Here is a 26013-nt window from a genome sequence, read left to right on the forward strand (position 1 = left end):
AAGCGGTTTATAGTTTTTGTTGACGTTTCCCTGAACTTGAACCATAGTCAGTTATCACCGACCACTCAACAACACTACCTGCTCCAGCAGGAAGACTAAACCGATTCTCAGAAAATGGACCAACCATCATTGACAATGCTCCAGGTTCAGATTTCTCCTCGACAGCAGTAATGCTCTTACCTGATACTGTTAGCTCATTAAATGAAATATAAAAAGGCGTTGGATTTTTTACTATGAGCCTCCCTGATTCTTTATGAAATTTAAGTTTTTCCCATGCAGTTAAAGCGTCGCTATTACTCAAAGAATCTGGTCGCCAAAATAACTTAAGCCGTACTTTCATTGCAAATTGCAAGGTGTTTTTATCTTTTAGCTCCTCCGGCATAGCAGAAATAGATTTTATATTTGCTAAAAACAAACTTTCTCTATCTTGAGGAAGGCTTTCTTTATTTCCTGTAAATACAACATGGAGTAGTGTTTGACGGTTTTCCTCAAGTTTATAAACGGGAGGCGTGATGAGAAAAGGGGCTTTAGAACCATCAATATTACTCACCCAACTTTGCACGAGATAACGAGCATGTACGTCTTTGTTCTTTAATGTAATTTGAACTTCATTTTGATTTGAAGGATAGACAATGCGTGTACCACCAAGTACAACACTTGCCTGTGCCTGTATTGCAGTGAGAAGAAATGTAAATCCTAAAAAGAATCGATAAGATACTGACATAAATAACCCTCCATGGTCAGATAGTCCCTCAATACACTATAAATATTACCGATAGAAGACTTCAAACGTTGCAGATGAGGCATATTTCCCCGCAGTTGGCGGGTTATTACCAATCTGGATGACATTAGCAGTATAATTAAATATCGTGGGATTTACATCGCCAGCATTATCAACATCAGTGGATTCATCAGGGACAGAACCATCAAATTTTACACTACTTGTTCCGCCATTTTTATTTGTTACCGTAATACCCACATTTGTTGCACTACCCGCAGCAGTTTCGCTATTTTCAAGGCGAAGAGAACCAGTATCCGTTGTGGTTCCAGAAAATGTCAGGTTTAGTTTTGTAACCAATGGGTCACACTTTAGCAACTCAATCTTAAAATCTTTTGAAGTCCCAATCGTACCATCCCCGGTATAGTCCGCAGGGTAAGTATCTGCAAAAGTCACCGTGCCTGTCGTACTACTAGAATCATTGACATTGATTTCGCAGGTATCAGCAACAATTTTACCATTGAAGTTAACAATCCCAGTATCTACAGCAAATACACTCGTACTTACTGCTGCCAGGAAAGTTCCTGACGCAAATAGAGAAAGCAATTTTTTATTCATAAAAATCCCTTAATTATGAGTCAATAAAGCATGATTCCATTCCAGAGAGGCTGGGCAGGACTTGATAAATATTGATAATATAAATAGATGCAAATAATAAATTATTTTTAGATTAGAGCAAAAAAGACATTACATGTCTATACGACATATAATAAAAAGGTTACAACCATCTGAAATTTAAAGGTTTGTTCTTATTCTCAAAAATATAAAATCATAAATTAAAAATATAAATTCACCCCATTAGATTCATTAAATAAATACTTATTATATTTATCTATATAACGTCATAGTAATCTATTACGCTCTCCGCATCAGCGGAGAGCTATTACGATATTAATTACTACCAAACATATCCTTGATCCAACCTGCTACGCCGTCACTGTCTTTCTGCTCTTGCTGAGCAGGTTGCTGTTGCGGCTGTTGCTGCGGCTGAGAAGACTGATCAAACGGATTGCCTGACGGTTGCTGCTGCATCTCACTCTGCTGGCACAGCGATTGCGGATCGCTGGTCCAGACCGGTAAGACACGCATGCCCCCGCTGCAGACAAAGTTGCCGTCGTAGTCCACGCCCATATCAGCAATGTCTTCTGGCGGAACAAGATTCAGCGGTGTTGGCGTCTGGTTAGCCAGATAACGCTGATAAATCGACATTGCCCCGCTGGCTCCATACAGTTTGGTCGGCTGGTTGTTATCACGGCCTACCCAGGTGATGGTCACCGTGCTGCCGTCAATGCCCGCAAACCATGTATCTACGTTGTTGTTGGTAGTACCCGTTTTCCCTGCCAGATGCAGATTTGGATATTTCGCCCCAAGCTGACGACCGGTACCGCGTTGTACCACCTGCTGCATGGTCCATAGTGTCAGATACGCCGCCTGCGCCGGAACCGCGCGTTCCGCCTGCGGGAAGCTCTGATACAACACCTTGCCATCTTCCGCGATTACCGAACGCAGCGCAGAAAGCGGTGCTCGGTTACCACCACTAGCGATGGTCTGGAACGCCTGCGCCACTTCAATTGGCGTTAAGTTCAACGCCCCCAGCAGCATTGCCGGAACCGGATGCAGCTGATCTTTCGGTACGCCCAGTTTAATCCAGGTATCCGTAACCGCAGGCAGCCCCAGCGCCATCCCCAGATTTACCGTCGGCACGTTCATCGAACGGGTCAACGCATCCACCAGCATCACTCTGCCACTTTCGCTATAACGACGGTCATCGTTCTGCGGTGACCAGACCTGGCCATTCGGCTGACGCAGCGCGATTGGCGCATCGGCAATCCACGTGTTCAGGCGATAGATTTTCGGCTGGCTTAAGGCCGTCAGATAAGTCGCTGGTTTTGCAAGGGAACCAATCGAACGACGCGCCTGCATCGCACGGTTGTAACCCGCAAACTGCGGCTCAGAACCACCGACCATCGCACGAACTTCACCACTAAAGCGGTCGATGACCACAATCGCGGTTTCAAGATCGCTCAACTTACGCTGTTTCTTCAGTGCCGGAATGCCTTCCACGGCGGCTTTTTCCGCCGCGTCCTGAGCCACCGAGTCAAAGGTAGTGAAGATCTTCACGCCGGAGAGATCTTTTACCTTATCGCCTAATTTCGCCTGCAGCTCCTGACGCACCAGTTGCATAAAGGCTGGCTGTGGAGAGATTACCCCGCCGCGCGGCTGAACGCCCAGCGGACGTGCACTTAACATGTCATAGAGTTCTTGATCAATAATCTGTTGCTGTTGCAGCAGACGCAGTACCAGGTTACGTCGCTCCAGCGCCAGTTTCGGGTTACGCCACGGGTTGTAGATGGACGCCCCTTTCACCATACCCACCAACAGCGCCTGCTGGTCGAGGCTCAATTCTTCTACCGGGCGACCAAAGTAATACAAGCTCGCCAGCGGGAAGCCGCGGATTTCGTTGTCGCCGCTCTGACCGAGATACACCTCGTTCATATACAGCTCAAGAATACGGTCTTTGCTGTAACGCGCGTCCATGATCAGCGCCATGTAGGCTTCGTTCGCTTTACGCCAGTAAGAACGCTCGCTGGAGAGGAACAGGTTTTTCACCAGCTGTTGCGTCAGCGTACTCGCCCCCTGCACCGTGCGTCCGGCGGTCAGGTTTGCCAGCACCGCTCGTCCGATGGAGTAGAGACTGATCCCATCATGCTCGTAGAAATGACGGTCTTCAGTCGCCAACAACGTATCCACCAGCAAGTCAGGGAACCCACTGCGCGGCACAAACAGACGCTGCTCGCCGTTTGGTGAGGAGATCATGGTGATCAGGCGCGGATCAAGACGGAAGAAACCGAACTGACGGTTGTTCTCCATATTGACGATGGTCGCCAGATGATCGCCATCAAAGGTCAGACGTGCACGCACCTGCCCTTCTTTACTGTCCGGGAAATCAAACGGACGGCGGATCATTTCAATGCTGTTGGCCTGCACGGTAAATTCGCCAGGGCGCGTCATTTTCGACACCTGGCGATACTGGGTCGCCTCCAGCAGCTTCACCATCTCGTTTTTGCTGATGGTCATGTCTGGCTCAAGGTTGACCATTCGGCCATAAACAGCCGCAGGCAATTGCCAGACTTTGCCATCAATACGGCTACGAATTTTTTGATCGAGATAAACACCGTAAATGGCGATCAGCACGGCAAAAACGATAGCCAGTTTTAGCAGCAGCCATAGCCAGCCGCGTTTGCCACGAGGCTTACGCCCTTTGCCTTTGCCCTTACCTTTGCGCGGCATCGGTTCTTCATCCTCATAGTCATCATAATCGTCGTAATCATCGTCATCTTCGTAACGACGACGGCTTACCTTTTGTTTGACCGGACGCGTCGGTTTCCCTTTGCGTCCAATTGGCTCGCGGTCATTCCCGGCCATGCTTTTTCTCCGCAATATTCAGGCGCAAAAGCCCGATTTTCTGTTCTTCTGTAACAAGACAGAAGAAGATATCTCTCAAATTTACTTTGGTCTTCATGAATACTTTTTCGTCCGTCGCGTCGGTGCGGTATTTGCCGGATCATCCGGCCAGACGTGTTTGGGATAACGCCCTTTCATCTCTTTTTGCACCTCGCGATACGCTCCTTTCCAGAAGGCGCTCAAATCTCGTGTGATTTGCAGCGGCCTTTGGGCAGGAGAAAGCAACTCCAGCACCAGCGGCACGCGCCCCTGGGCGATCGTCGGATTGGTGGCCTCGCCAAACATCTCCTGCATTCTCACTGCCAGCGCGGGCGGGTTATCTTCATGATAACGAATGGCGATCCGGCTTCCCGTCGGCACAGTGTAATGCGCAGGCAATTCACTATCCAGACGTTGCTGCATTCCCCAATCAAGTAATCCGCGTAGCGCCTGAAAAATATCGAGTGATTTCAGGCCGCGTAGCGAATGTACGCCTGTCATATGCGGCAGCAGCCACGTTTCCAGCGTCGCCAACAAACTTTCATCATCAACCGCTGGCCAGTCATATTCCGGCAACCACCTGGCGGCGCATAACAAACGCAAGCGTAGCTGTTCCGCTTCCGGCGTCCAGTTAAGCACGCTTAAGCCTTTATCACGAACGCCGTTAAGCATCGCCTGATGCAGCTCGTCTTCTGAAGGCTTCGCCAGCGGCTGCACTTTTACCGTCAGTTGGCCGATTTGCAGCCGACGCCAGGCTTTCAGCGTACCTTGCGCATCATCCCACTCCACGGTGTCCAATTGCTGCACCAGCTGCGGACAACATTGCACTAATTCATCGATATCGACCGGTAGCGCCAGTAAAATCCGCGCATCCGGCGAGGCGCTACCCTGCAACAATAACGGTGCGATCAACCATTCGTGGCGGCTTAGCGCATCATCGGCATCGAGCATTGCCCCCATGCCGTTTGCCAGTTGATAGCGCCCCTCTTGCCCACGGCGGCGAGCGATGCGATCGGCAAACGCTCCGGCAAGTAACGGTGCGATAAGCGAACTGTCTGCCTCACCGCCGCGTACGTTTAAGCGCTTTAACAGTTGCTGGCTACGTTGCTGCCAGGCAGGTTGATTGCGCGAAAACGCCACGCCCAGATCGATATTGCCCATCCGTGGTGGCTCTTCGAGAATAGCGGCAATTTTTGCAGCGGTAGCAGCTTCGTCGTCGCTCTTTGCGCTCACCAGCATTGCCGCTAAACGCGGATCGTTACCCAGCGTCGCCATTTTCTGCCCTTTCGTGCTTAGCCGTTCACCGTCCATCGCCCCCAGCATCCGCAACAGGCGTTTCGCGGCCTGTAAATTCACGGCTGGCGGTTGATCCAGCCAGCTCATCTGCGTCGGATCGCTGCATCCCCATTGCAGTAATTCCATCAGCAAACCGGAGAGATCGCTTTGTAATATTTCTGGTTCACTTTGCGCGGAGGCGCGTTCTGCTTGTTCTTTGGCGATTAAATGTAAACAGATCCCCGGCTCCAGACGTCCGGCACGCCCGGAGCGTTGCGTCATTGATGCCTGGCTAATGCGTTGGGTAATCAGCCGCGTTAGCCCCGTGCGCGGATCAAAGCGCGCCACACGTTCCTGAGCACAATCCACCACCAGACGAATGCCTTCGATGGTTAAACTGGTTTCAGCAATATTGGTTGCCAGCACCACTTTGCGCATCCCTTCTGGTGCCGGAAGGATCGCTTTTCGCTGATCGTTCAGCGACAACGCGCCATACAGCGGGCAGAGCAACACATCACTACCGATGCGCGAAGCCAGTTGTTCCTGAACGCGCTGAATTTCTCCGACACCAGGTAAAAATAACAGTAATGAGCCGCTTTCCTGATGCAGCAATTCGGCGGTGGCAACCGCCACGGCTTCATCAAAACGCTGATGAGCGAGCAGCGGTAAATATCGGCGTTCAACCGGAAATGAGCGCCCTTCTGAGATGACGACGGGCGCTTCTGGCAGCATCTGCTGCAAGCGGTCATTGTCCAGCGTAGCCGACATAATCAGTAGTTTAAGGTCATCACGCAGACCTTGTTGCACATCGAGTAACAGCGCCAACGCCAGATCCGCCTGCAAGCTGCGCTCATGAAACTCATCGAGGATCACCAATCCAACGCCGCTCAGTTCAGGGTCACGCTGGATCATGCGCGTCAACACGCCTTCGGTAACTACTTCCAGGCGAGTATTTGGCCCGACACAGTTTTGCGCGCGCATCCGGTAGCCTACCGTATCACCTGTTTTTTCGTTAAGCAGTTCCGCCAGTCGTTGCGCAACGTTACGCGCCGCCAGGCGACGCGGCTCCAGCAGGATAATTTTTCCGTTAATGCCGGGATGCGCCAGCAGTTGCAGCGGCAGCCAGGTTGATTTCCCGGCCCCGGTCGGCGCACTTAATAACACCTGCGGTGCACCATCGAGGGCAGCAAGTAACTCAGGTAAGACGACGGCAACGGGCAACGACGACACAAAACGCTCCAGAGGGTTAACATTCTTCGCGCCACATTGTAGCATCGCGGTAATGCATAACCGAGTACCTCACATGTCTGAACCGCAACGGCTGTTCTTTGCTATCGACTTACCTGCAGAAATCCGCGAACAGATTATCCACTGGCGCGCCGCACAGTTCCCACCAGACGCGGGACGTCCGGTCGCTGCCGATAATTTACATCTGACACTGGCATTTTTAGGCGAAGTCAGCGCAGAGAAAGAGAAGGCGCTTTCTCTTTTAGCCGGACGGATTCGTCAGCCCGGTTTCACACTCACGCTTGATGACGCCGGTCAGTGGCTGCGTTCGCGTGTGGTATGGTTAGGGATGCGTCAGCCGCCACGCGGCTTAATCCAGTTGGCGAATATGCTCCGTTCACAAGCTGCACGCAGCGGTTGTTTTCAAAGCAATCGACCGTTTCATCCACATATCACCTTATTGCGCGACGCCAGCGAGGCGGTGACAATCCCGCCGCCAGGCTTTAACTGGTCGTATACGGTGACGGAGTTCACCCTTTACGCCTCCTCGTTTGCCCGTGGGCGCACACGCTACACGCCGCTAAAACGCTGGGCGCTAACGCAATAACAAGGATTGTCGCAATGGAATTTTCTCCCCCTCTACAGCGCGCGACGCTAATTCAGCGTTACAAACGTTTTTTAGCCGATGTGATCACACCCGATGGTTGCGAATTAACGCTACACTGCCCGAATACGGGAGCCATGACCGGTTGTGCAACGCCTGGCGATACCGTCTGGTATTCGACTTCAGACAATACCAAACGGAAATACCCACACACCTGGGAGTTAACCCAAAGCCAAAGCGGCGCATTTATTTGCGTCAATACACTTTGGGCTAACAGGTTGACGAAAGAGGCTATCCTTAATGAATCCATTTCAGAACTGTCAGGATATAGCTCTCTGAAAAGCGAAGTAAAATACGGCGCCGAACGCAGCCGTATTGACTTCATGTTGCAGGCGGATTCGCGTCCAGACTGCTATATTGAAGTGAAATCGGTTACGTTAGCGGAGAACGAACAGGGATATTTTCCCGATGCGGTCACTGAACGAGGTCAGAAACACCTTCGGGAGTTGATGAGCGTAGCGGCTGAAGGCCAGCGTGCGGTTATCTTTTTCGCCGTGCTGCATTCAGCCATTACACGGTTTTCACCCGCGCGCCACATCGATGAGAAATACGCGCAACTATTGTCAGAAGCTCAACAGAGGGGGGTAGAAATTCTGGCTTACAAAGCAGAACTTTCTGCTGAAGGCATGGCTCTTAAAAAATCACTGCCGGTTACATTGTAGTAAAGTATGTAACTGGTTAATTTACATTCTGGTCGCGTGCGCAAATACGCTTTTCCTCACACAGTTGTCAAGTGTTACGTTTAGATAATTGCTATCCGGAAAAGCTTCTGCTATTTATAGCGGCCTCATTTTTCCCCCGAACATGGGGATCGATAGTGCGTGTTAAGGAGAAGCAACATGCAAGAAGGGCAAAACCGTAAAACATCGTCCCTGAGTATTCTCGCCATCGCTGGGGTGGAGCCATATCAGGAGAAGCCGGGCGAAGAGTATATGAACGAAGCCCAGCTGGCGCACTTCCGTCGTATTCTGGAAGCATGGCGTAATCAACTCAGGGATGAAGTCGATCGCACCGTTACACATATGCAGGATGAAGCAGCCAACTTCCCGGATCCGGTAGACCGTGCAGCCCAGGAAGAAGAGTTCAGCCTCGAACTGCGTAACCGCGATCGCGAGCGTAAGCTGATCAAAAAGATCGAGAAAACGCTGAAAAAAGTGGAAGACGAAGATTTCGGCTACTGCGAGTCCTGCGGTGTTGAAATTGGTATTCGCCGTCTGGAAGCGCGCCCGACAGCCGATCTGTGCATCGACTGCAAAACGCTGGCTGAAATTCGCGAAAAACAAATGGCTGGCTAATTACAGCCGTTCCATCACGTTTACCACAGGCGGGAAATGCTCCCGCCTTATTTTTTGTTCAACGAGATGACAGACACACACTATATTGGTCGCTTCGCCCCCTCTCCTTCTGGCGAGCTTCATTTTGGCTCTCTGATTGCCGCGCTTGGAAGCTTTCTACAGGCTCGCGCCCGGCAAGGTCGCTGGCTTGTTCGCATTGAAGATATCGATCCGCCTCGTGAAGTTCCCGGTGCCGCAGAGACCATCCTGCGCCAGCTGGAACATTACGGTCTACACTGGGACGGCGATGTTCTCTGGCAATCGCAACGTCACGACGCCTATCGTGAAGCACTCGCATGGTTACATGAGCAAGGGTTAAGTTATTACTGCACCTGCACGCGCGCACGTATTCAAAGCATTGGCGGTATTTACGACGGTCATTGCCGGGAGTTGCATCATGGGCCAGAAAACGCTGCTGTACGTATTCGCCAGCAGCATCCGGTCACCCAGTTTACTGACCAGCTGCGCGGCATTATTCATGCCGACCAAAAACTGGCGCGGGAAGATTTTATTATTCATCGTCGTGATGGTTTATTTGCCTATAACCTGGCGGTGGTGGTGGATGATCACTTCCAGGGCGTGAGCGAAATTGTCCGCGGGGCAGATTTGATCGAACCCACGGTGCGCCAAATCTCGCTGTACCAGCTTTTTGGCTGGCAGGTGCCAGATTACATTCATTTGCCACTGGCACTTAATCCACAAGGCGCTAAACTTTCTAAGCAGAATCATGCGCCTGCGTTGCCGAAAGGCGATCCTCGGCCGGTGTTAATCGCGGCACTTCAATTTCTGGGCCAGCAGGCAGAAACACACTGGCAGGATTTCAGCGTTGAGCAAATTCTCCAGTCAGCCGTCACAAACTGGACGCTGACTACCATTCCTGAGTCGGCAATTGTAAATTCAACATTCTCAAATGCGTCATGCTGAGCTATGATTAGCCGCTATTTTTTTGTCCTGAATGATGTTTGACACTACCGAGGTGTATTATTTTTACCCGAGTCGCTAATTTTTGCCGCAAGGTGCTAAGCCGCGAGGAAAGCGAGGCTGAACAGGCAGTCGCCCGTCCACAGGTGACGGTGATCCCGCGTGAGCAGCATGCTATTTCCCGCAAAGATATCAGTGAAAATGCCCTGAAGGTAATGTACAGGCTCAATAAAGCGGGATACGAAGCCTGGTTGGTTGGCGGCGGCGTGCGCGACCTGTTACTTGGCAAAAAGCCGAAAGATTTTGACGTAACCACTAACGCCACGCCTGAGCAGGTGCGCAAACTGTTCCGTAACTGCCGCCTGGTGGGTCGCCGTTTCCGTCTGGCTCATGTGATGTTTGGCCCGGAGATTATCGAAGTTGCGACCTTCCGGGGACATCACGAAGGTAACGTCAGCGACCGCACGACCTCCCAACGCGGGCAAAACGGCATGTTGCTGCGCGACAACATTTTCGGCTCCATCGAAGAAGACGCCCAGCGCCGCGATTTCACTATCAACAGCCTGTATTACAGCGTGGCAGATTTTACCGTCCGTGATTACGTTGGCGGCATGAAGGATCTGAAGGACGGCGTTATCCGTCTGATTGGTAACCCGGAAACGCGCTACCGTGAAGATCCGGTACGGATGCTGCGCGCGGTACGTTTTGCCGCCAAATTGGGCATGCGCATCAGCCCGGAAACCGCAGAACCGATCCCACGCCTGGCAACCTTGCTAAACGATATTCCTCCGGCGCGTTTGTTTGAAGAATCTCTGAAACTGTTGCAAGCGGGTTACGGTTACGAAACCTATAAACTGCTGTGTGAATACCATCTGTTCCAGCCGCTGTTCCCGACCATTACCCGCTACTTTACGGAAAATGGTGACAGTCCAATGGAGCGGATCATTGAGCAGGTGCTGAAGAATACTGACACGCGTATTCATAACGATATGCGCGTCAACCCGGCGTTCCTGTTTGCCGCCATGTTCTGGTATCCCCTGCTGGAAACAGCACAGAAGATCGCCCAGGAAAGTGGCCTGACCTATCACGACGCTTTCGCGCTGGCGATGAACGACGTGCTGGACGAAGCCTGCCGTTCACTGGCAATCCCGAAACGGCTAACCACTTTAACCCGTGATATCTGGCAGTTACAGTTGCGCATGTCCCGCCGTCAGGGTAAACGCGCATGGAAATTACTCGAACATCCGAAGTTCCGTGCCGCTTATGACCTGCTGGCACTGCGTGCTGAAGTAGAACGCAACGCCGAGCTACAACGTCTGGCGAAATGGTGGGGTGAGTTCCAGGTTTCCGCGCCGCCAGACCAAAAAGGGATGCTTAACGAACTGGATGAAGAACCGTCACCGCGTCGTCGTACTCGTCGCCCGCGCAGACGTGCGCCGCGCCGTGAGGGCACCGCATGACAGTGGCGTATATTGCCATCGGCAGCAATCTGGCCTCTCCGCTGGAGCAGGTCAATGCTGCCCTGAAGGCAATAGATGACATTCCTGAAAGCCGCATTCTTGCCGTTTCTTCGTTTTACCGCACCCCACCGCTGGGGCCGCAAGATCAACCCGATTACTTAAACGCAGCCGTGGCGCTGGAAACCTCTCTTACAGCTGAAGAACTCCTCAACCACACACAGCGTATTGAGTTGCAGCAAGGTCGCGTCCGCAAAGCTGAACGCTGGGGACCGCGCACACTCGATCTTGATATCATGTTGTTTGGTAATGAAACCATTAATACCGAACGACTCACCGTCCCGCATTACGATATGAAGAATCGCGGCTTTATGCTGTGGCCGCTGTTTGAAATCGCGCCGAAGCTGGTCTTTCCTGATGGGGAGACACTACAAGTTATACTTACAAAATTGAATACAATCCAACCTGAAATCTGGTAATTAACCTTGTAATGCATTTCTTATTGAAGATAAACGCAAGGTATGCTAGATAGCATAATTACAGTAATAATAGATTATATACATCTTACACATCCTCTCTCTCCTTCAAACATTATTTATTCTTAATTTACAAATTAGAAATAATTAATTGATATCTTTTTATATATTATTTCTTAGCACATACCACGCAACTTCCCTTTATTCAGAACATAAAAACAGCAAAATAATACATATAGCAAATATATTCAACGCAGTGATAATTCCACACTATTACATTTTTCCATTTCGTTCATTACTATGCCTTCCCCGTAATATTTTTAATATCTTTGTAAGGACACATGTAATGAAAAAAACTCTTCTCGCGGCCGCTATGATTTTTGCTTCTGGCTCAGTAATGGCAGCTGATGGTGGCCAAATCGACTTTAACGGTCTTGTACAATCTGGCACGTGTAAAATAGGTGTTGCTGATGGCGGTAAACAGAGCATCACTAGTGATGGCGTAGTATCACTGACTACCGCGCAGGTTACTGATACATTTCCTGCAGTTAGCGAGACTTCTGTTGGTCTCCTGCCAAAAGAATTTAAGATTTCTGTGGACTGTGCTCCCGCCAGTAACAGCGAAGCTTCTTTAACCATGAGTTCCATTAGCTTTGCAAATACCAGCGGTACTCTGAACAACAATATGAACGTCACTGTTAACGGTCTTGCACCGGCAGAAAACGTGAATATTGCTGTCCATAATATGACAAACAAGGATGGTGCTCCTGAGATTAAACAGGTCCATATGAATGACGCCTCTAACGTACAGTTATTGAAATTAGATGCAGACGGTGATGGTCAATACCTGTTTAACGCGTCTTACGTAAAAGCACCTAACAGCTCTGCTGTAACTGCTGGTCACGTTACGACTAACGCAATGTACACCATTATTTATAACTAATTGTGTAATAGGCATAAGGTTTGCCAGCAGGCAAACCTTATTTTTCTGTTTCCCTATAATTACGCTATAGCAAGGAGTGCTTATGTTTCCCTTTGTTAAAAAAACAGTTAGCGCATTATTTATCAGTGCACTTTTAACCAGCGCTCCGGTGTTCGCTGATATTGTCATTTCCGGTACACGTATCATTTATGATGCCAATAAAAAAGATGTCAGCATACGGCTGGAAAATAAAGGCAATCGCCCGCTATTAGTACAGAACTGGCTTGATACCGGTAACGATAATGCCGATCCCAGTCAGATAAAAGTACCTTTTGCTTCTACCCCCCCCGTTTCGCGTATAGAGCCAAAACGCGGGCAAACGATAAAAATTGCTTATACCAGCGCAACGCCATTGCCTGGCGATCGCGAAAGTGTGTTCTGGTTTAACGTGCTGGAAGTTCCGCCCAAAATCAGCAATAACACCACTGACAACAACATGCTGCAACTGGCATTCCGCACACGCATCAAACTTTTTTATCGCCCGGGCGGCTTGCAAGGTGAATCCTTTGAAGCACCAGCAAAAATCAAATGGCAGGTGACCTCGCAACAAGGAAAAGCCTTTGTCCAGGCAAATAACCCAACGCCTTATTACGTCTCATTTAATCAGATTTCGCTGGATGCCAACGGTAAAAAATACAGCGTCGAGGCATCCATGGTCGCACCATTTGCCCATGCAGAATTTGCGGTTAAAGGTCTGAGCAACAATGTCAGTACCGGAAAAATAACTTATCAGGCGATCAGCGACTTCGGCGGCATGATCGACGGCTCCGCATCCTTGTAACTTTCATGACCTAAGCGGGAATAAGGCCTTGATTATGGCGAACAGTGTCACCAACATCCCTAAAAAAACGCTACTTACGGTCTGCTGTGCGCTTATATATAGCAACTATGTGCTGGCAGAAGAAGCAGTAGAGTATGACAGCTCTTTTCTGATGGGAAGCGGCGCGGCAACCATTGATGTCTCCCGCTATACTGAAGGCAACCCGACACTACCGGGAATTTATAACGTCAGCGTTTTTGTTAACGACAAGGCGGTCAGCAATCTCACCCTCCCATTTATTGATGTCGGCACCCAAAGCGCCGCGGCCTGTTTAACTGCGAAAAACCTGGCGCAACTACATATCCTTCAGCCGGATAACAGTGTAGTGCTAATCAAGCGCGATAGCGAAGATGGCGACTGCCTGGATATGGCCAAATCATACGATCAGGCTCAGGTCAGGTTCGATGTCGGCGAACAGCGGCTGGATGTCACTGTACCCCAGGCTTTTGTGTTAAAGGGCTACCAGGGTTATGTCGATCCCTCGCTGTGGGAATCCGGAATTAACGCCGCAATGCTCTCTTACTCGATCAACGCCTATCACAATGCATATTCAGGCGACAGTAATGACAGCGTCTACGCTTCGTTTAATTCTGGTATTAACCTCGGGGCATGGCATTTACGCGCTCGTGGCAACTATTCGTGGGATAATAACGGCGTAAACAATTTTGATTTTCAGAATCGCTATCTGCAGCGCGATCTTCCCTCGCTACGTTCCCAGTTAATTGTCGGTGAAGCATATACTACTGGCGAAACATTCGACTCGGTTAACGTTCGTGGCGCGCGCCTCTATAGCGACAGTCGTATGCTGCCCTCTTCGTTGTCCAGCTACGCCCCTATTATCCGTGGCGTTGCCAATACTAACGCCAAAGTCACCATTACCCAGGGCGGCTATAAGATTTACGAAGCGACGGTACCACCAGGCGCATTCACGATTGATGACATCACTCCATCCGGCTTCGGTTCTGAACTGTTAGTGACTATTGAGGAAGCTGATGGTAGCAAACGCACCTTTACTCAGCCCTTCTCCTCTGTCGTGCAGATGCAACGTCCAGGTGTTGGCCGTTGGGATATTTCGGCCGGCCAGGTAATTGACGATGACCTGCATCATGAGCCTAACCTCGCCCAGTTTTCGTACTACTACGGCTTCAACAACTTTTTTACCGGGTATACCGGTATTCAGGTAACCGATAACAATTATGCCGCCGGATTATTAGGGGTTGGTATCAACACGTCGGTCGGCGCGTTCGCCGTTGATGTGACTCACTCCCGTACGGAAATTCCGTCTGATAAGACATATCAGGGGCAGAGCTATCGGGTGACCTGGAACAAACTCATCGAATCGACAGATACCTCAATCAACCTGGCCGCCTATCGCTATTCAACTCAGGATTATCTCGGACTGCATGATGCACTGACACTGATCGACGACGCAAACCACGCCCGCGATGGTGAAAAGTACAATACGATGAGCAGCTACGAGCGCATGAAGAATCAATTTACTATCAGCCTGAACCAGCCGCTCAAAATGGCCGATTCCGACTGGGGCTCGCTGTATATGTCTACCACCTGGACCGATTATTGGGCTGGAAGCGATAGCCGTACTGATTATAACCTCGGTTACAGTAAGGGCGTATCGTGGGGCAGCTTCAGTATGAACTTCCAGAGAACCTGGAATGAAGACGGTAAAAAAGATGACTCCGTTTACTTTAGCGTCAGTGTTCCCCTGGAAAACCTGCTCGGTGGATATCGACCTAAATCAGGGTTCCGCTCCCTAACCTCTCAGGTTAATAGTGACCTGAACGGCAACCATCAGTTCAACACGAACCTCTCCGGAGGCAATGAAGATAACGCTCTCTCCTATAGTGTAAACACTGCCTACTCAGTGGCGAAGGATTCAAAAGATATCACCTCGCTCGGCGGGTACATGAGCTATGACTCCCAGTATGGCGGCTTCTCCGCTTCTGCCTCAGCAGACACCGATAACAGCCGACAATATTCACTCAGCGCTGAAGGCGGTTTTGTATTACACAGCGGTGGCCTGACATTCACGAATGACAGCTTCAGTGACGCCGACACGATGGTACTGGTAAATGCACCAGGCGCGAAAGGCGCTCGCCTGAATAATAGCACTAGCACTATTGACCGTTGGGGTTATGGCATAGCCAGTTCGTTAAGCCCTTACCGCGAGAACCGGGTAGATCTTGATATCGACTCGATGGAAGACAACGTTGAGTTAAAAAGTACCAGTGCTATGACCGTACCGCGCAGTGGTTCGATTGTGATAGCGAAATTTGAAACCGATCAGGGACGTGCAGCAGTTCTCGAGATTGCCAGTGACGCGGGCAAACCAATACCTTTTGCCGCCGAAGTTTTTGAAAACGATAAGATGATCGGCAACATGGGCCAGGGTGGGCAGGCTTACGTGCGCGGTATTCAGGAGCAAGGCGTGCTCAGCATTCGTTGGTTTGAAAATAACCAACCCGTGGAGTGTCTTGCCCGTTACGCATTCCCGGATACGCCTGAAACATCCTCGCCAGGATCAACGCTGTTTTTAAATAATCTTACCTGCCACATGGCAAAACACTAAAACGGAGCATCCATGAAACGGATACTTATAGCAATCCCTTTGCTTAGTCTCAGCCTGCCCCAGGCCGTGCAAGCGGAAAATATTGATGTTGATTTTGTTGCGACGGTAACAGAAACCACCTGCACAATGAAAATTGCGAAAGATTCTGTCGATATTACGACAATCGGTAGCGATCAATACAGCCTGATCATTCCTGACGTTGGGTTGGATAAACTGGTTAATTTTGACAGCGCCGCAGAAACCACTTTTAAACTCGTCGCATCAGGATGCAGTGCGGGCATAGGGACAATCAAGACGCGAATTAGCGGAACATCTATTTCCGGTAAGTTGATTAAAAACGAAGCTACAGGCTCGCAAGTAGCCAATAACATCGGTATGGGAATTAAGCGCAAAAGCACTACTGGTGAAAACTATCTGGCAGTCGATGGCTCAACCAGCTTTAACTGGACTACGGATGAAATAACCAATGGTTTACCGATGACCGTTGCCCTGCGTGAAACAACCGCGGGCGCGGGACAGATTGGTGATTTTAAAGCCAAAGCTACGTTTAGTTTCACCTACGAATAAGAAGGATGGCTACCATGAAAATGAATGTGATTACAAAAATGGTTTTAGCCGCAGCGTCGATTGCGGCATGCGGCGCGCCCTCTGCAATGGCAGGTACACCTTCTGTCGGATTGACCGTGAATAGTCTGATTACAACAGGGACTTGTACCATGACAATGGACACTGGCAGTAGCAGTGGCACCAAAACGGTTGATTTCGGCAGTGTTTCAATCTCTGAAGTATTCACGAAAACCAAAATAAAAACATTTGATCTGCAGTTTAGCGGTTGTGCGGGCATACCCGGTAAAAAAGCATACTTAACGCTGGCACCAAGAATGATAGGTTGTTCGGGCCCCAATGCGAATCTGGCTGCATTTGCTAATGCCTCACCACAAACGCCGAAAGCCGCGAAAACGGCAGTTGAGGTATGGACGACTGCCACACCAAATGGCAATGGAAGTACTCAGTTTCATTGTAAAAACCTTAATACGATCGAGGTTGATCTCTCTTCTGTTACCACCCAGAACCCACTGACCTATCCGCTCAGCACGCGAATGGTCCCGGTGGACGGGGCAGCAAGAACCGAACTTACTGCCGGTGATTTTTACTCACCGACCACCCTGACCATTTCGTATCAATAAATTAAAAAGGCGGTTATTGTGCTCTTTCCATATCGCAATTTCTCACTGACTGCAGGGCTCGTAGCAACCCTGTCGTTAAACCAGTGTTATGCCGGTCAGGACCTGGATCTTATCGCGTCGGTGACTAACACAACCTGCCAGACACAGGTCAGCGATGGTGGGACAGTCAATCTTGGTACCGTGGATTTGAATTATTTCCCTGCCAACGTTACCGCTGAAACGGAGTATGGTGGCGGAAAGACATTTACGATTGAGGTTACTGGCTGCAGTAGTGATGCAGTAAGCACAACGCCTACACAGTTAAAAATGAACTTTATTCCCCAAAGCGGTCATCTCGCCAATGGGAATTTACAGGTTTTTGCGAATGACGAAGAACAACTATCAACCGGTGCAAAAAATGTCGGCATCGTCATTTTTTCGACCGAGCCAGGCGTTCAATCTTATAACATTCTGGCTCAGGATGGCACGTCACGGGCGATTTTTTCCGTCACCTCGGACGATCTTATCTCTTCGACCTGGACGTTCTATTCCAGAATGCAACGCGTGGTTAAATCGCTTGCCCCTCAACCGGGTGTAGTCAGAAGTCGTGTCCTGGTCGATGTTTATTACGAATAAATTCAAGGACGAAATACATAATGAATAAAATAATACAGTGGTTACCCCGTTTATTGGCATTCTTGCTGGCAGGCTGTATATTTTCAGCATCAGCCTATACACTGGTAGTCGGCAATACTGTTGAAGGGACGAAGAATAATGATTACAAGACCAACGGACCGACCGCAGATTTTAATGTCTCTCATCCAAACACCTTTGGTAAAACAGTAGCTGTACACAAAGAATCTGGTCTCAGAGAAATCGCCGTCTACGATTGGTCTGGGGTCAATAGTTATGGTTCGGTCTATTGTTATAAAAATGATACCGGCCAACATCCTATTAAGATATTTCATAACTATATATCATCTGGCTTATCTGCTGATGGCCATACGTTGTGGAAAACTAATATCAATGGACTCTACTTTGTTATTGAGATCACAGCACTGTATAGCTCTGGCGTGTCAACAGATAACATTCCAATATGGATTGATAACGCCTCGAATTCCGGGATTGACACTGGATTAAAATATACTGGAGAGAGTACTGGGTGTAGTTATGATTCCACCTATTATATATTGGGGGGGGTGAATACAGGCTTCAAAATTCACTTATATGCTGATCAAAATTTTGCCCCTACCGCCCAGCAAGCAAGTAATTTTCAGCTCAGTAAAAACGGTGGACATGGTGCGGTGGACTTCTATTTTCATAATGACACCACTCCCAATCAAAGCCACTCGAAAAAAGTAAACATAACAATTCCGGCGACAGGAATGATCCTTGCCTGGCCAACGTGTTCTGCCTCAACGATTTCTGGCGTCAGCGGCACATCGGTGACGAATGGTAATGATGTACAGTTAGGAAATAAGCTACCTAAAGACATTAAGGCTGGACTTTCGCCAGCGAAATTCAATATTAATCTGACTGGTTGTACATATATCCATAATATTGAAGTAAAACTCACTTCGGCAAAAGTAGGCGTTAATAATAAACAACTTCTGGGCAATCTGCAAAGTTCCGGGGCGGCATCTGGGGTAGGCGTATTAATTGAAGGGCTGCAATCAAGTGTCAGCACGCAGATGGTAATTGTCCCTAATAGCGTGAATTCTGTGTATAAAGATATTATGAACGATCCTTATGTAGAGAGTGACAAGGGAACAGACAAAAAAACCCCTCTCATTTCAGGCGACCCTCAAGCAAGATGGTTCTGCGGATATCAAACCTGGGAAATTCCGCGGGACAGGAACATTCCAGATTACCTACCCATGACCACACATTACCGGCAGGAATACCTGCCGGTTTTGACCACAAAGGGCTAACACTCATCACTGACATCCCCTACAATGCGCCATTATTATTGATTAAAACTATGGCTAACAGGGGGGTATGATGAAACCGTGTACCATCACCTTACTGCAGAAATGCAAACAGGACAAAAAACGCTTCGCGACAATAACCGCTTACGACTACAGCTTCGCTAAATTGTTTGCCGAAGAAGGACTTAACGTGATGTTGGTTGGCGATTCGCTGGGCATGACTGTTCAGGGGCACGACTCCACACTCCCGGTAACCGTTCAAGATATCGCCTACCACACTGCTGCCGTACGTCGTGGCGCACCAAATTGCCTGCTGCTGGCCGACCTGCCGTTTATGGCGTACTCCACCCCGGAACAGGCCTTTGAAAATGCCGCCACAGTAATGCGTGCCGGAGCCAATATGGTCAAAATTGAAGGCGGCGCATGGTTGGTTGAGACGGTACGAATGCTGACTGAACGCGCAGTTCCGGTTTGTGGTCATTTAGGTTTAACCCCACAGTCAGTGAATATATTTGGCGGCTACAAAGTACAAGGGCGTGGCGATGAAGCGGGCGATCAACTGCTCAGCGATGCGTTAGCCTTAGAAGCCGCTGGTGCACAGTTGCTGGTGCTGGAATGCGTGCCGGTTGAACTGGCGAAACGCATTACCGAAGCGCTGGCGATTCCGGTAATCGGTATTGGCGCGGGCAACGTCACCGACGGGCAAATCCTCGTGATGCACGACGCGTTCGGTATTACCGGCGGCCATATCCCTAAATTTGCAAAAAATTTCCTTACTGAAACGGGCGACATCCGCGCAGCAGTGCGTCAGTATATAGCTGAAGTGGAGTCCGGTGTTTATCCGGGCGAAGAACACAGTTTCCATTGAGGAGTCACGTTGTGTTAATTATCGAAACCCTGCCGTTGCTGCGTCAGCAAATTCGCCGCCTGCGAATGGAAGGCAAACGCGTGGCGCTGGTGCCTACTATGGGTAACCTGCACGATGGTCATATGAAGCTGGTCGACGAAGCCAAAGCCCGCGCCGATGTAGTCGTCGTCAGTATTTTCGTTAACCCGATGCAGTTTGACCGCCCGGAAGATCTGGCTCGCTACCCACGCACCTTGCAGGAAGACTGCGAGAAGCTAAACAAACGTAAAGTGGATCTGGTTTTCGCTCCCTCGGTAAAAGAGATCTATCCGAACGGTACAGAAACCCACACCTATGTCGATGTTCCAGGCCTTTCCACCATGCTGGAAGGTGCCAGCCGCCCAGGACATTTTCGCGGCGTATCGACCATCGTCAGCAAACTGTTCAACCTGGTCCAGCCGGACATCGCCTGCTTCGGTGAAAAGGATTTTCAGCAACTGGCGCTGATCCGCAAAATGGTTGCCGATATGGGCTTCGATATTGAGATTGTCGGAGTGCCGATTATGCGCGCGAAAGACGGTCTGGCACTCAGTTCCCGTAACGGCTATCTGACGGCGGAACAACGTAAAATTGCGCCGGGTCTGTACAAGGTCTTAAGTTCAATTGCCGACAAATTGCAGGCTGGCGAACGGGATCTCGATGAAATTATTGCTATTGCCGGGCAAGAACTGAATGAAAAAGGTTTCCGTTCCGATGATATTCAGATTCGCGATGCCGACACCTTGCTGGAAATCGCTGAAAACAGCAAACGAGCTGTGATTCTGGTAGCCGCCTGGCTTGGCGATGCTCGCCTGATCGACAACAAAATCGTCGAACTGGCGTAATATTTAACTGGCGCTACGGCTGATGGCGCCAGTTATTCATTGCCACGTTATCTGTAAGCGATTATTCATAACGCAGACAACTTAGTTAGAGTTAATTAGCTTATCAACCTCTGTAAGAGGTAAATTTGCCATCTCTGCAATGTCTTCCCGAGACATTCCTTTACTCAGAAGACGCAGGGCGAATTCCTGACTTACTTCCTGTCTTCCCTGCTGAATCCCCTTCTCAATTCCTTTCTCCATTCCTTTCTCCATTCCCTTCTCAATCCCTTTCTCTTCAAACCACTGCGCCAGCGTCATCATAGACTCCCCTCCCGTTTCCCTGTCTCTCACCACACCATAAAACAAATCCGCTTGTTCAGTATGACCGCGTTGCAGCATATAGTTTTGCATGGCAACTAACTGACTTCCGCTAGTGTACCCTTCGTCAATCAGCGTGACCAGTTGCTCCAGCAATAACATTAAGTCGCGCTGGCGAATATGTTTTTGCAGCAGTTCGAGAATCGCAATCCGCCGATGTTGCATGATTTCGTCATCCGGTGTGATAGTGATATCCACCAGCGGGAAAGGACTGTTATAGACGCGTCGCGCCAGCTCCGGCGAGTAAAACATATCAAACCAGCACATTGAGAGCGGATAAGGTGTGGCCTCGCCCTGATAAAACAGAATCGGCACCACCAGCGGCAGCTTATCGTGATCTGCCTCCAGATGCCGGTGCATGGCAGCAATAGAATAACGCATCATGCGAAACGCCATTTTTTTATCCGGCTTGCTTTGGTGTTCAATCACAACATGTAGATAGCCCGTATTACCCTGCATTTGCACGGAATAGAGCACGTCAGTGCTGTGCCCTTTCAGGCTTTCTTCAATAAAACTCCCCGACTCAAGATGCAGCGTGTCGAGGTCACACAGTTCGCGTAGCTCCGCTGGCAAATGGATATCCAGAAAGTCGCGAGCCGTTTCCGCGTGCATTAAAAATTGTTTAAACACCGCATCATGCGGTGTGGTACTCGGTGCATCCATCTTCCCTGCCTTCCGTGTTGTCTTGCGTGAAGGCAGTATCCAGTCAAGGCGCGCCGTCGTCAGCCGCCTCTTTAGTGTTTACCGAGCAGCGTTCAGAGAAATTTCAATTGGTTACATGCGTTACATGGCTCGCTTCGGCACGGCACGCAAACTGCTGATGCAAATGCCGTCAGATGAGTAGACACTAGACAAAAATCGGGCAATACTGCGTGAGAATTTCCTCAAAGCAGGCACCGCCTGCTTCGTTAACGACAGGGTAGAAAGGTAGAAGTTATGATTCGCACGATGCTGCAGGGCAAACTCCACCGCGTGAAAGTGACTCATGCGGACCTGCACTATGAAGGTTCTTGCGCCATTGACCAGGATTTTCTTGACGCAGCCGGTATTCTCGAAAACGAAGCCATTGATATCTGGAATGTCACCAACGGCAAGCGTTTCTCCACCTATGCCATCGCGGCAGAGCGCGGTTCGAGAATTATTTCTGTTAACGGTGCGGCGGCCCACTGCGCCAGCGTCGGCGATATTGTCATCATCGCCAGCTTCGTCACTATGCCGGATGAAGAAGCCCGTACATGGCGACCCAACGTTGCTTATTTTGAAGGCGACAATGAAATGAAACGTACCGCAAAAGCGATTCCAGTTCAGGTGGCCTGATAATCACCCCTGCGGCTGGTTACTCACCAGCCGCGACATCGTCTCCAGCGAATCCATTCTTAAGATATAAAGCCGTTTTAGTAACAACGGATTATCCCCCGGTTTTACTTTGCCTTTCATGGTGGTCACTGCCAGATGAAATCCGGCTTCACGTGCCGCCTTCACCGCTTTGTCATTAAATCCGCCAAACGGATAAGAAAGATACAAGACATGTGGATTAAACTGCGCCAGCGCCCGACGCGATCGCGCAAAATCAAACAGAATATTGTGCTCACTACGGCTCAGTAATATGGGGCGGCGATAGCCATCTACCCGATGCAAAAAATGAGTATGTGACTGGAAATCAAATACATCACGAATTTCGTTAAGCTCAGAAATGCTCATAAATTGCAGCGATTTTGGATCCCATTTCTGCGGGTGACGTTTAATGCGCGAGGTAACAATAAATGCCGTCGCCTTCATACCATAGTGTTTCAACACAGGATACGCATAGCGGCTAACCGACTTGAGACCATCATCAAAGGTAATCACCACGGCACGTGCCGGGAGATTAATGTTATTCTGCACGTAACCTTCCAACTGCGTCATGCTCAGTGTCGCGTATCCCCTGTCGCGCAGCCAGGCCATCTGGTTATTGAAGGCGCGTACCGAGGTGGTCGTCGAAGTATGGCGAAAACGGGTGTTTTCTTCGTCGCGCAGAATATGATGATAGGTTAGCACCGGCAGGCCATTGTCGGGTTGGGCATCCAGCGCGCTGATATAGGCCAGTCGATCGCCAATACGGACCTGATACCAGGTTTGGTTTAACCTGTCTTTCAGTTTATGCAAAATCGGATAACGCAAATTGTCCGCCAGTACCCCAAATGGCGCACTGCCCACACTCGGCGCGTTATAAACCGGCGTATCTTTCCAGGTTATTAAGTTCTGATTACTCAGCGGCTTGTTGAGGTCACCCAAACCGTCTTCAACTTTTTGTCTCCCCTGAACCGGCTCGAGATGACCTTTATCGATAAACCCTTTGCCAAAGCCAAAATTAAATGCGTAATAACTTGCGGCAGTCGGCTCCACGGCAATGATTTGTCCGGCCCGAATATTCCCTACCGTCACCATTTTGTCGCCAATTTGCGCCCAGACCGCGGCATTTTCGATGGTTTGCATATAACGGGCAGGTAATGCGGCACTGACGCTTGTGGTAAACAGCATCAGCAGGAGAATAACAGCTTGTTTATACATGAAAAAATAACCAGGGATGAAACAACGCTTTTATTGTAGCAAAAGCGTCATCAGGATCGCGGGTTAATACTCATACAAATTATGTTTGAGGACGAAAGGCGGATTTTTTTGTTGTTGGTGCCAAAGACTACTGACCTCCGGCGCACCCAGTTCGACAATTCGCTCGCGAAACTCAGCGCTGGATAATGTTTCACGGTAGGCCAGCATCTGTTCAACTAACGGTAACGTTACCCCAGAAATCACTTCACAGCGGGAGTGTTTGTGGCTTAATAGCGAAGCCACGCGGTACGGCGGCGCTCCGGCAATATCAGTTAAAAAGATCACCCCATCGCCAGAGTCTGCTTCATGCAGAGCATCGCACATCATACGGCTGAGCATATTAGAACTTAATCCGCGCCAGAAATTCACGGCCCGGCACTGAAGAAGCGCCCCGTGTTTTTTCTCCAGCGCATCCAGTATCTCTTGCGCCCGATCATCGTGACAGGTAATAACCCAACCTAGCATCGCCTTCCTCCTTAGCCGAAAATCAGTCTACCCTGACCATTGTTGATAAAGGGTGATAGCCGTCAAAACTCCTCTCCCCCGAATCCAGAGGAGAGGAAATAGCCTTAGCTACGCAGACCACGCCCACGTTGGATCAGCGACCAGCAAATCAAATAAAACGCCACAATAAAGACCACCAGTACGCCAAAGGTAGTGACCAGCGGCACATCATTGATTCCGAGGAAGCCGTAGCGGAAACCACTGATCATATAAACGATCGGGTTCAGGTGCGACAGTCCCTGCCAGAACGGCGGCAGCAAAGTCAGGGAGTAAAAGACCCCGCCCAAATACGTGAGTGGCGTTAACACAAAGGTTGGCACCAGGCTGATGTCATCGAACGTTTTGGCAAACACGCCGTTCAGCAATCCAGCAAGGGAGAATAACACCGCCGTGAGCACCAGCGTTAAAGCGACAAATACCCACGAATGTACCTGAAAAGGCACAAAAAACAGTGAAATTGCCGTCACCAGAATGCCAACAAACAGTCCGCGCGCCACACCACCGCCAACATATCCGGCAATAATCACGTGAGTCGGTACGGGTGCAACCAGCAGCTCTTCAATATTACGCTGGAACTTGGCACCAAAAAATGATGAAGCGACGTTGGCGTAGGCATTGGTGATTACCGACATCATGATCAGCCCCGGCACGATGAACTGCATATAGCTGAAGCCATGCATATCGCCGATGCGCGAACCAATCAGGTTACCGAAGATAATAAAATAAAGGGTCATGGTGATGACCGGTGGCACCAGCGTCTGCACCCAGATACGCATAAAGCGATGGATCTCTTTCGCCCAGATGCTTTTTAGTGCCACCCAGTAAAGATGCATCATGCGCGATCTCCTTGTTTTTCATTAACCAGTGAAACAAACAGCTCTTCCAGACGGTTAGCTTTGTTACGCATACTTAATACCTGAATACCCTGCTCACTTAACTGCGTGAATACACTGTTGATCCCCTGCTCACGCAGCACTTCAACTTCCAGCGTAGCGGTATCGACCAGTCGATACTGATAGCCATCGAGCTTCGGCAATGGGCTTTTCGGCGCGAGATCGAGAATAAAAGTTTCCGATTTCAGCTTCGCCAGCAGCGCCTTCATCGAGGTATTTTCCACCAGCTCACCGTGTTGAATAATGCCGATATTGCGGCACAGCATTTCTGCTTCTTCCAGGTAGTGCGTGGTAAGAATGATGGTGGTGCCTTTGTCGTTTAAATCCTTCAAAAATCCCCACATTGAGCGGCGAAGTTCGATATCCACGCCTGCGGTTGGTTCGTCAAGAATCAGCAGTTTAGGTTCATGCATTAACGCACGAGCAATCATTAAACGGCGCTTCATCCCGCCCGATAACATACGCGCACGTTCGTTACGCTTTCCCCATAAATCGAGCTGTTTAAGATACTTTTCGCTGCGGATGTACGCTTCTTTGCGCTCTACACCGTAGTACCCCGCCTGGTTCACCACAATTTGTTGCACGGTTTCAAACGGGTTGAAGTTAAATTCCTGCGGCACCAGTCCCAACTGACGTTTAGCGTTCACGACATCTTTCTCGAGATCGTAACCAAATACGCTGACCCGCCCGGAGGTTTTATTTACCAGAGAGCTGATAATACCGATAGTGGTTGATTTCCCGGCCCCGTTCGGCCCGAGAAGCGCATAAAAATCACCCGCTTCGACCTGCAAATCGATTCCACGAAGCGCCTGAACGCCGCCTGGATAGGTTTTTTTAAGCTGTTGAAGTTCCAGTGCAATGGTCATAAATTTTTACTTAC

25 protein-coding genes are annotated in these 26013 nt (G+C 49.6%); 16 read left to right on the plus strand and 9 right to left on the minus strand.

Translation table 11 applies throughout. The features are described 5' to 3' along the window. Positions 1–7: 7 nt before the first annotated feature. The 4 genes from FQ015_RS12265 to hrpB form a co-directional block, all read right to left on the minus strand. A complete protein-coding gene (locus FQ015_RS12265; RefSeq protein WP_039021628.1) occupies positions 8–724 on the minus strand; it encodes a fimbrial biogenesis chaperone in 717 nt (238 codons plus the stop codon). Positions 725–769: 45 nt separating this feature from the next. Then, on the minus strand, positions 770–1336 hold the full coding sequence (locus FQ015_RS12270) for a fimbrial protein (RefSeq protein ID WP_001035602.1): 567 nt from the start codon (positions 1334–1336) through the stop codon (positions 770–772). Between the two features lie 333 nt (positions 1337–1669). Beyond that, the gene (gene mrcB, locus FQ015_RS12275) at positions 1670–4204 is read right to left on the minus strand and encodes a bifunctional glycosyl transferase/transpeptidase (protein ID WP_160524104.1); all 2535 of its coding nucleotides are present in this window, start codon (positions 4202–4204) and stop codon (positions 1670–1672) included. Between the two features lie 93 nt (positions 4205–4297). Then, a complete protein-coding gene (gene hrpB / locus FQ015_RS12280; protein WP_039021626.1) occupies positions 4298–6727 on the minus strand; it encodes an ATP-dependent helicase HrpB in 2430 nt (809 codons plus the stop codon). 73 nt (positions 6728–6800) lie between these two features. Here hrpB and thpR point away from each other — a divergent pair, with 73 nt between their 5' ends. The 15 genes from thpR to panC all read left to right on the plus strand — a co-directional run bounded on the left by thpR (position 6801) and on the right by panC (position 20790). Continuing rightward, complete coding sequence (gene thpR / locus FQ015_RS12285) at positions 6801–7331, plus strand: RNA 2',3'-cyclic phosphodiesterase (RefSeq protein WP_001294670.1); 531 nt, start codon at positions 6801–6803, stop codon at positions 7329–7331. Positions 7332–7345: 14 nt separating this feature from the next. Continuing rightward, on the plus strand, positions 7346–8050 hold the full coding sequence (sfsA, locus tag FQ015_RS12290; RefSeq protein WP_000396023.1) for a DNA/RNA nuclease SfsA: 705 nt from the start codon (positions 7346–7348) through the stop codon (positions 8048–8050). Positions 8051–8227: 177 nt separating this feature from the next. Next, a complete protein-coding gene (dksA, locus tag FQ015_RS12295; RefSeq protein WP_001155227.1) occupies positions 8228–8683 on the plus strand; it encodes an RNA polymerase-binding protein DksA in 456 nt (151 codons plus the stop codon). A 66-nt stretch (positions 8684–8749) separates the two neighbouring features. Next, on the plus strand, positions 8750–9646 hold the full coding sequence (gene gluQRS / locus FQ015_RS12300) for a tRNA glutamyl-Q(34) synthetase GluQRS (RefSeq protein ID WP_032302439.1): 897 nt from the start codon (positions 8750–8752) through the stop codon (positions 9644–9646). Positions 9647–9705: 59 nt separating this feature from the next. After that, entirely contained in the window at positions 9706–11103 is a 1398-nt protein-coding gene (gene pcnB / locus FQ015_RS12305) for a polynucleotide adenylyltransferase PcnB (protein ID WP_203369798.1), read from the plus strand. Continuing rightward, the gene (folK, locus tag FQ015_RS12310) at positions 11100–11579 is read left to right on the plus strand and encodes a 2-amino-4-hydroxy-6-hydroxymethyldihydropteridine diphosphokinase (RefSeq protein WP_039021858.1); all 480 of its coding nucleotides are present in this window, start codon (positions 11100–11102) and stop codon (positions 11577–11579) included. The genes pcnB and folK overlap by 4 nt, the downstream gene beginning before the upstream one ends. A 343-nt stretch (positions 11580–11922) precedes the next feature. After that, a complete protein-coding gene (locus tag FQ015_RS12315) occupies positions 11923–12519 on the plus strand; it encodes a fimbrial protein (RefSeq protein ID WP_039021859.1) in 597 nt (198 codons plus the stop codon). An 82-nt stretch (positions 12520–12601) separates the two neighbouring features. Further along, positions 12602–13339 (plus strand): fimbrial chaperone, encoded by a 738-nt coding sequence (locus FQ015_RS12320; RefSeq protein ID WP_039021860.1) that lies wholly within the window; start codon positions 12602–12604, stop codon positions 13337–13339. Positions 13340–13373: 34 nt separating this feature from the next. Next, on the plus strand, positions 13374–15965 hold the full coding sequence (locus FQ015_RS12325) for an outer membrane usher protein (protein WP_052247494.1): 2592 nt from the start codon (positions 13374–13376) through the stop codon (positions 15963–15965). Between the two features lie 12 nt (positions 15966–15977). After that, positions 15978–16532 carry a fimbrial protein gene (locus FQ015_RS12330; RefSeq protein ID WP_039021861.1) on the plus strand — a complete coding sequence of 185 codons (555 nt, stop codon included), beginning with the start codon at positions 15978–15980 and terminating at the stop codon, positions 16530–16532. Between the two features lie 14 nt (positions 16533–16546). After that, on the plus strand, positions 16547–17152 hold the full coding sequence (locus FQ015_RS12335; protein ID WP_039021862.1) for a fimbrial protein: 606 nt from the start codon (positions 16547–16549) through the stop codon (positions 17150–17152). A gap of 18 nt (positions 17153–17170) precedes the next feature. After that, a complete protein-coding gene (locus tag FQ015_RS12340; protein WP_160524105.1) occupies positions 17171–17767 on the plus strand; it encodes a fimbrial-like protein in 597 nt (198 codons plus the stop codon). 20 nt (positions 17768–17787) lie between these two features. Further along, positions 17788–19062: a hypothetical protein gene (locus FQ015_RS12345; RefSeq protein ID WP_237427029.1), complete on the plus strand. Its 1275-nt coding sequence runs from the start codon at positions 17788–17790 to the stop codon at positions 19060–19062. 70 nt (positions 19063–19132) lie between these two features. Further along, positions 19133–19927, plus strand: a complete 795-nt coding sequence (gene panB, locus FQ015_RS12350; protein ID WP_160524130.1) for a 3-methyl-2-oxobutanoate hydroxymethyltransferase — start codon at positions 19133–19135, stop codon at positions 19925–19927. 11 nt (positions 19928–19938) lie between these two features. Continuing rightward, positions 19939–20790 carry a pantoate--beta-alanine ligase gene (panC, locus tag FQ015_RS12355; protein ID WP_000905376.1) on the plus strand — a complete coding sequence of 284 codons (852 nt, stop codon included), beginning with the start codon at positions 19939–19941 and terminating at the stop codon, positions 20788–20790. 81 nt (positions 20791–20871) lie between these two features. Here the strand turns inward: panC and FQ015_RS12360 are convergent, their stop codons facing one another. Beyond that, positions 20872–21810: an Rpn family recombination-promoting nuclease/putative transposase gene (locus tag FQ015_RS12360; protein ID WP_160524106.1), complete on the minus strand. Its 939-nt coding sequence runs from the start codon at positions 21808–21810 to the stop codon at positions 20872–20874. 273 nt (positions 21811–22083) lie between these two features. Between FQ015_RS12360 and panD the strand changes: the two genes are divergently transcribed. Continuing rightward, a complete protein-coding gene (gene panD, locus FQ015_RS12365; protein ID WP_000621515.1) occupies positions 22084–22464 on the plus strand; it encodes an aspartate 1-decarboxylase in 381 nt (126 codons plus the stop codon). Positions 22465–22467: 3 nt separating this feature from the next. Here panD and FQ015_RS12370 read toward each other — a convergent pair whose 3' ends face one another. From FQ015_RS12370 to FQ015_RS12385, 4 genes are all read right to left on the minus strand, one after another. Then, positions 22468–23697: a polysaccharide deacetylase family protein gene (locus tag FQ015_RS12370; protein WP_160524107.1), complete on the minus strand. Its 1230-nt coding sequence runs from the start codon at positions 23695–23697 to the stop codon at positions 22468–22470. 63 nt (positions 23698–23760) lie between these two features. Further along, complete coding sequence (locus FQ015_RS12375; protein ID WP_000901977.1) at positions 23761–24201, minus strand: PTS sugar transporter subunit IIA; 441 nt, start codon at positions 24199–24201, stop codon at positions 23761–23763. 104 nt (positions 24202–24305) lie between these two features. After that, a complete protein-coding gene (locus FQ015_RS12380) occupies positions 24306–25076 on the minus strand; it encodes an ABC transporter permease (protein WP_000972203.1) in 771 nt (256 codons plus the stop codon). Next, a complete protein-coding gene (locus tag FQ015_RS12385; protein WP_000150637.1) occupies positions 25073–25999 on the minus strand; it encodes an ABC transporter ATP-binding protein in 927 nt (308 codons plus the stop codon). The genes FQ015_RS12380 and FQ015_RS12385 overlap by 4 nt, the downstream gene beginning before the upstream one ends. Between the last annotated feature and the right edge of the window lie 14 nt (positions 26000–26013).

This window comes from Escherichia sp. HH26CH (assembly GCF_009820205.1).
Classification (GTDB): Bacteria; Pseudomonadota; Gammaproteobacteria; order Enterobacterales; family Enterobacteriaceae; genus Escherichia; species Escherichia coli_F.

Excerpts from the sequence above, each read along its gene's own strand:
- FQ015_RS12270 (WP_001035602.1), bottom strand. The coding sequence starts at position 1,336 with ATGAATAAAAAATTGCTTTCTCTATTTGCGTCAGGAACTTTCCTGGCA.
- sfsA (WP_000396023.1), top strand. The coding sequence starts at position 7,346 with ATGGAATTTTCTCCCCCTCTACAGCGCGCGACGCTAATTCAGCGTTAC.
- panB (WP_160524130.1), top strand. The coding sequence starts at position 19,133 with ATGAAACCGTGTACCATCACCTTACTGCAGAAATGCAAACAGGACAAA.
- thpR (WP_001294670.1), top strand. The coding sequence starts at position 6,801 with ATGTCTGAACCGCAACGGCTGTTCTTTGCTATCGACTTACCTGCAGAA.
- FQ015_RS12370 (WP_160524107.1), bottom strand. The coding sequence starts at position 23,697 with ATGTATAAACAAGCTGTTATTCTCCTGCTGATGCTGTTTACCACAAGC.
- FQ015_RS12325 (WP_052247494.1), top strand. The coding sequence starts at position 13,374 with ATGGCGAACAGTGTCACCAACATCCCTAAAAAAACGCTACTTACGGTC.
- FQ015_RS12320 (WP_039021860.1), top strand. The coding sequence starts at position 12,602 with ATGTTTCCCTTTGTTAAAAAAACAGTTAGCGCATTATTTATCAGTGCA.
- FQ015_RS12375 (WP_000901977.1), bottom strand. The coding sequence starts at position 24,201 with ATGCTAGGTTGGGTTATTACCTGTCACGATGATCGGGCGCAAGAGATA.
- gluQRS (WP_032302439.1), top strand. The coding sequence starts at position 8,750 with ATGACAGACACACACTATATTGGTCGCTTCGCCCCCTCTCCTTCTGGC.
- FQ015_RS12265 (WP_039021628.1), bottom strand. The coding sequence starts at position 724 with ATGTCAGTATCTTATCGATTCTTTTTAGGATTTACATTTCTTCTCACT.
- dksA (WP_001155227.1), top strand. The coding sequence starts at position 8,228 with ATGCAAGAAGGGCAAAACCGTAAAACATCGTCCCTGAGTATTCTCGCC.
- mrcB (WP_160524104.1), bottom strand. The coding sequence starts at position 4,204 with ATGGCCGGGAATGACCGCGAGCCAATTGGACGCAAAGGGAAACCGACG.
- FQ015_RS12380 (WP_000972203.1), bottom strand. The coding sequence starts at position 25,076 with ATGATGCATCTTTACTGGGTGGCACTAAAAAGCATCTGGGCGAAAGAG.
- folK (WP_039021858.1), top strand. The coding sequence starts at position 11,100 with ATGACAGTGGCGTATATTGCCATCGGCAGCAATCTGGCCTCTCCGCTG.
- FQ015_RS12335 (WP_039021862.1), top strand. The coding sequence starts at position 16,547 with ATGAAAATGAATGTGATTACAAAAATGGTTTTAGCCGCAGCGTCGATT.
- FQ015_RS12315 (WP_039021859.1), top strand. The coding sequence starts at position 11,923 with ATGAAAAAAACTCTTCTCGCGGCCGCTATGATTTTTGCTTCTGGCTCA.
- panD (WP_000621515.1), top strand. The coding sequence starts at position 22,084 with ATGATTCGCACGATGCTGCAGGGCAAACTCCACCGCGTGAAAGTGACT.
- FQ015_RS12360 (WP_160524106.1), bottom strand. The coding sequence starts at position 21,810 with ATGGATGCACCGAGTACCACACCGCATGATGCGGTGTTTAAACAATTT.
- FQ015_RS12345 (WP_237427029.1), top strand. The coding sequence starts at position 17,788 with ATGAATAAAATAATACAGTGGTTACCCCGTTTATTGGCATTCTTGCTG.
- FQ015_RS12385 (WP_000150637.1), bottom strand. The coding sequence starts at position 25,999 with ATGACCATTGCACTGGAACTTCAACAGCTTAAAAAAACCTATCCAGGC.
- FQ015_RS12330 (WP_039021861.1), top strand. The coding sequence starts at position 15,978 with ATGAAACGGATACTTATAGCAATCCCTTTGCTTAGTCTCAGCCTGCCC.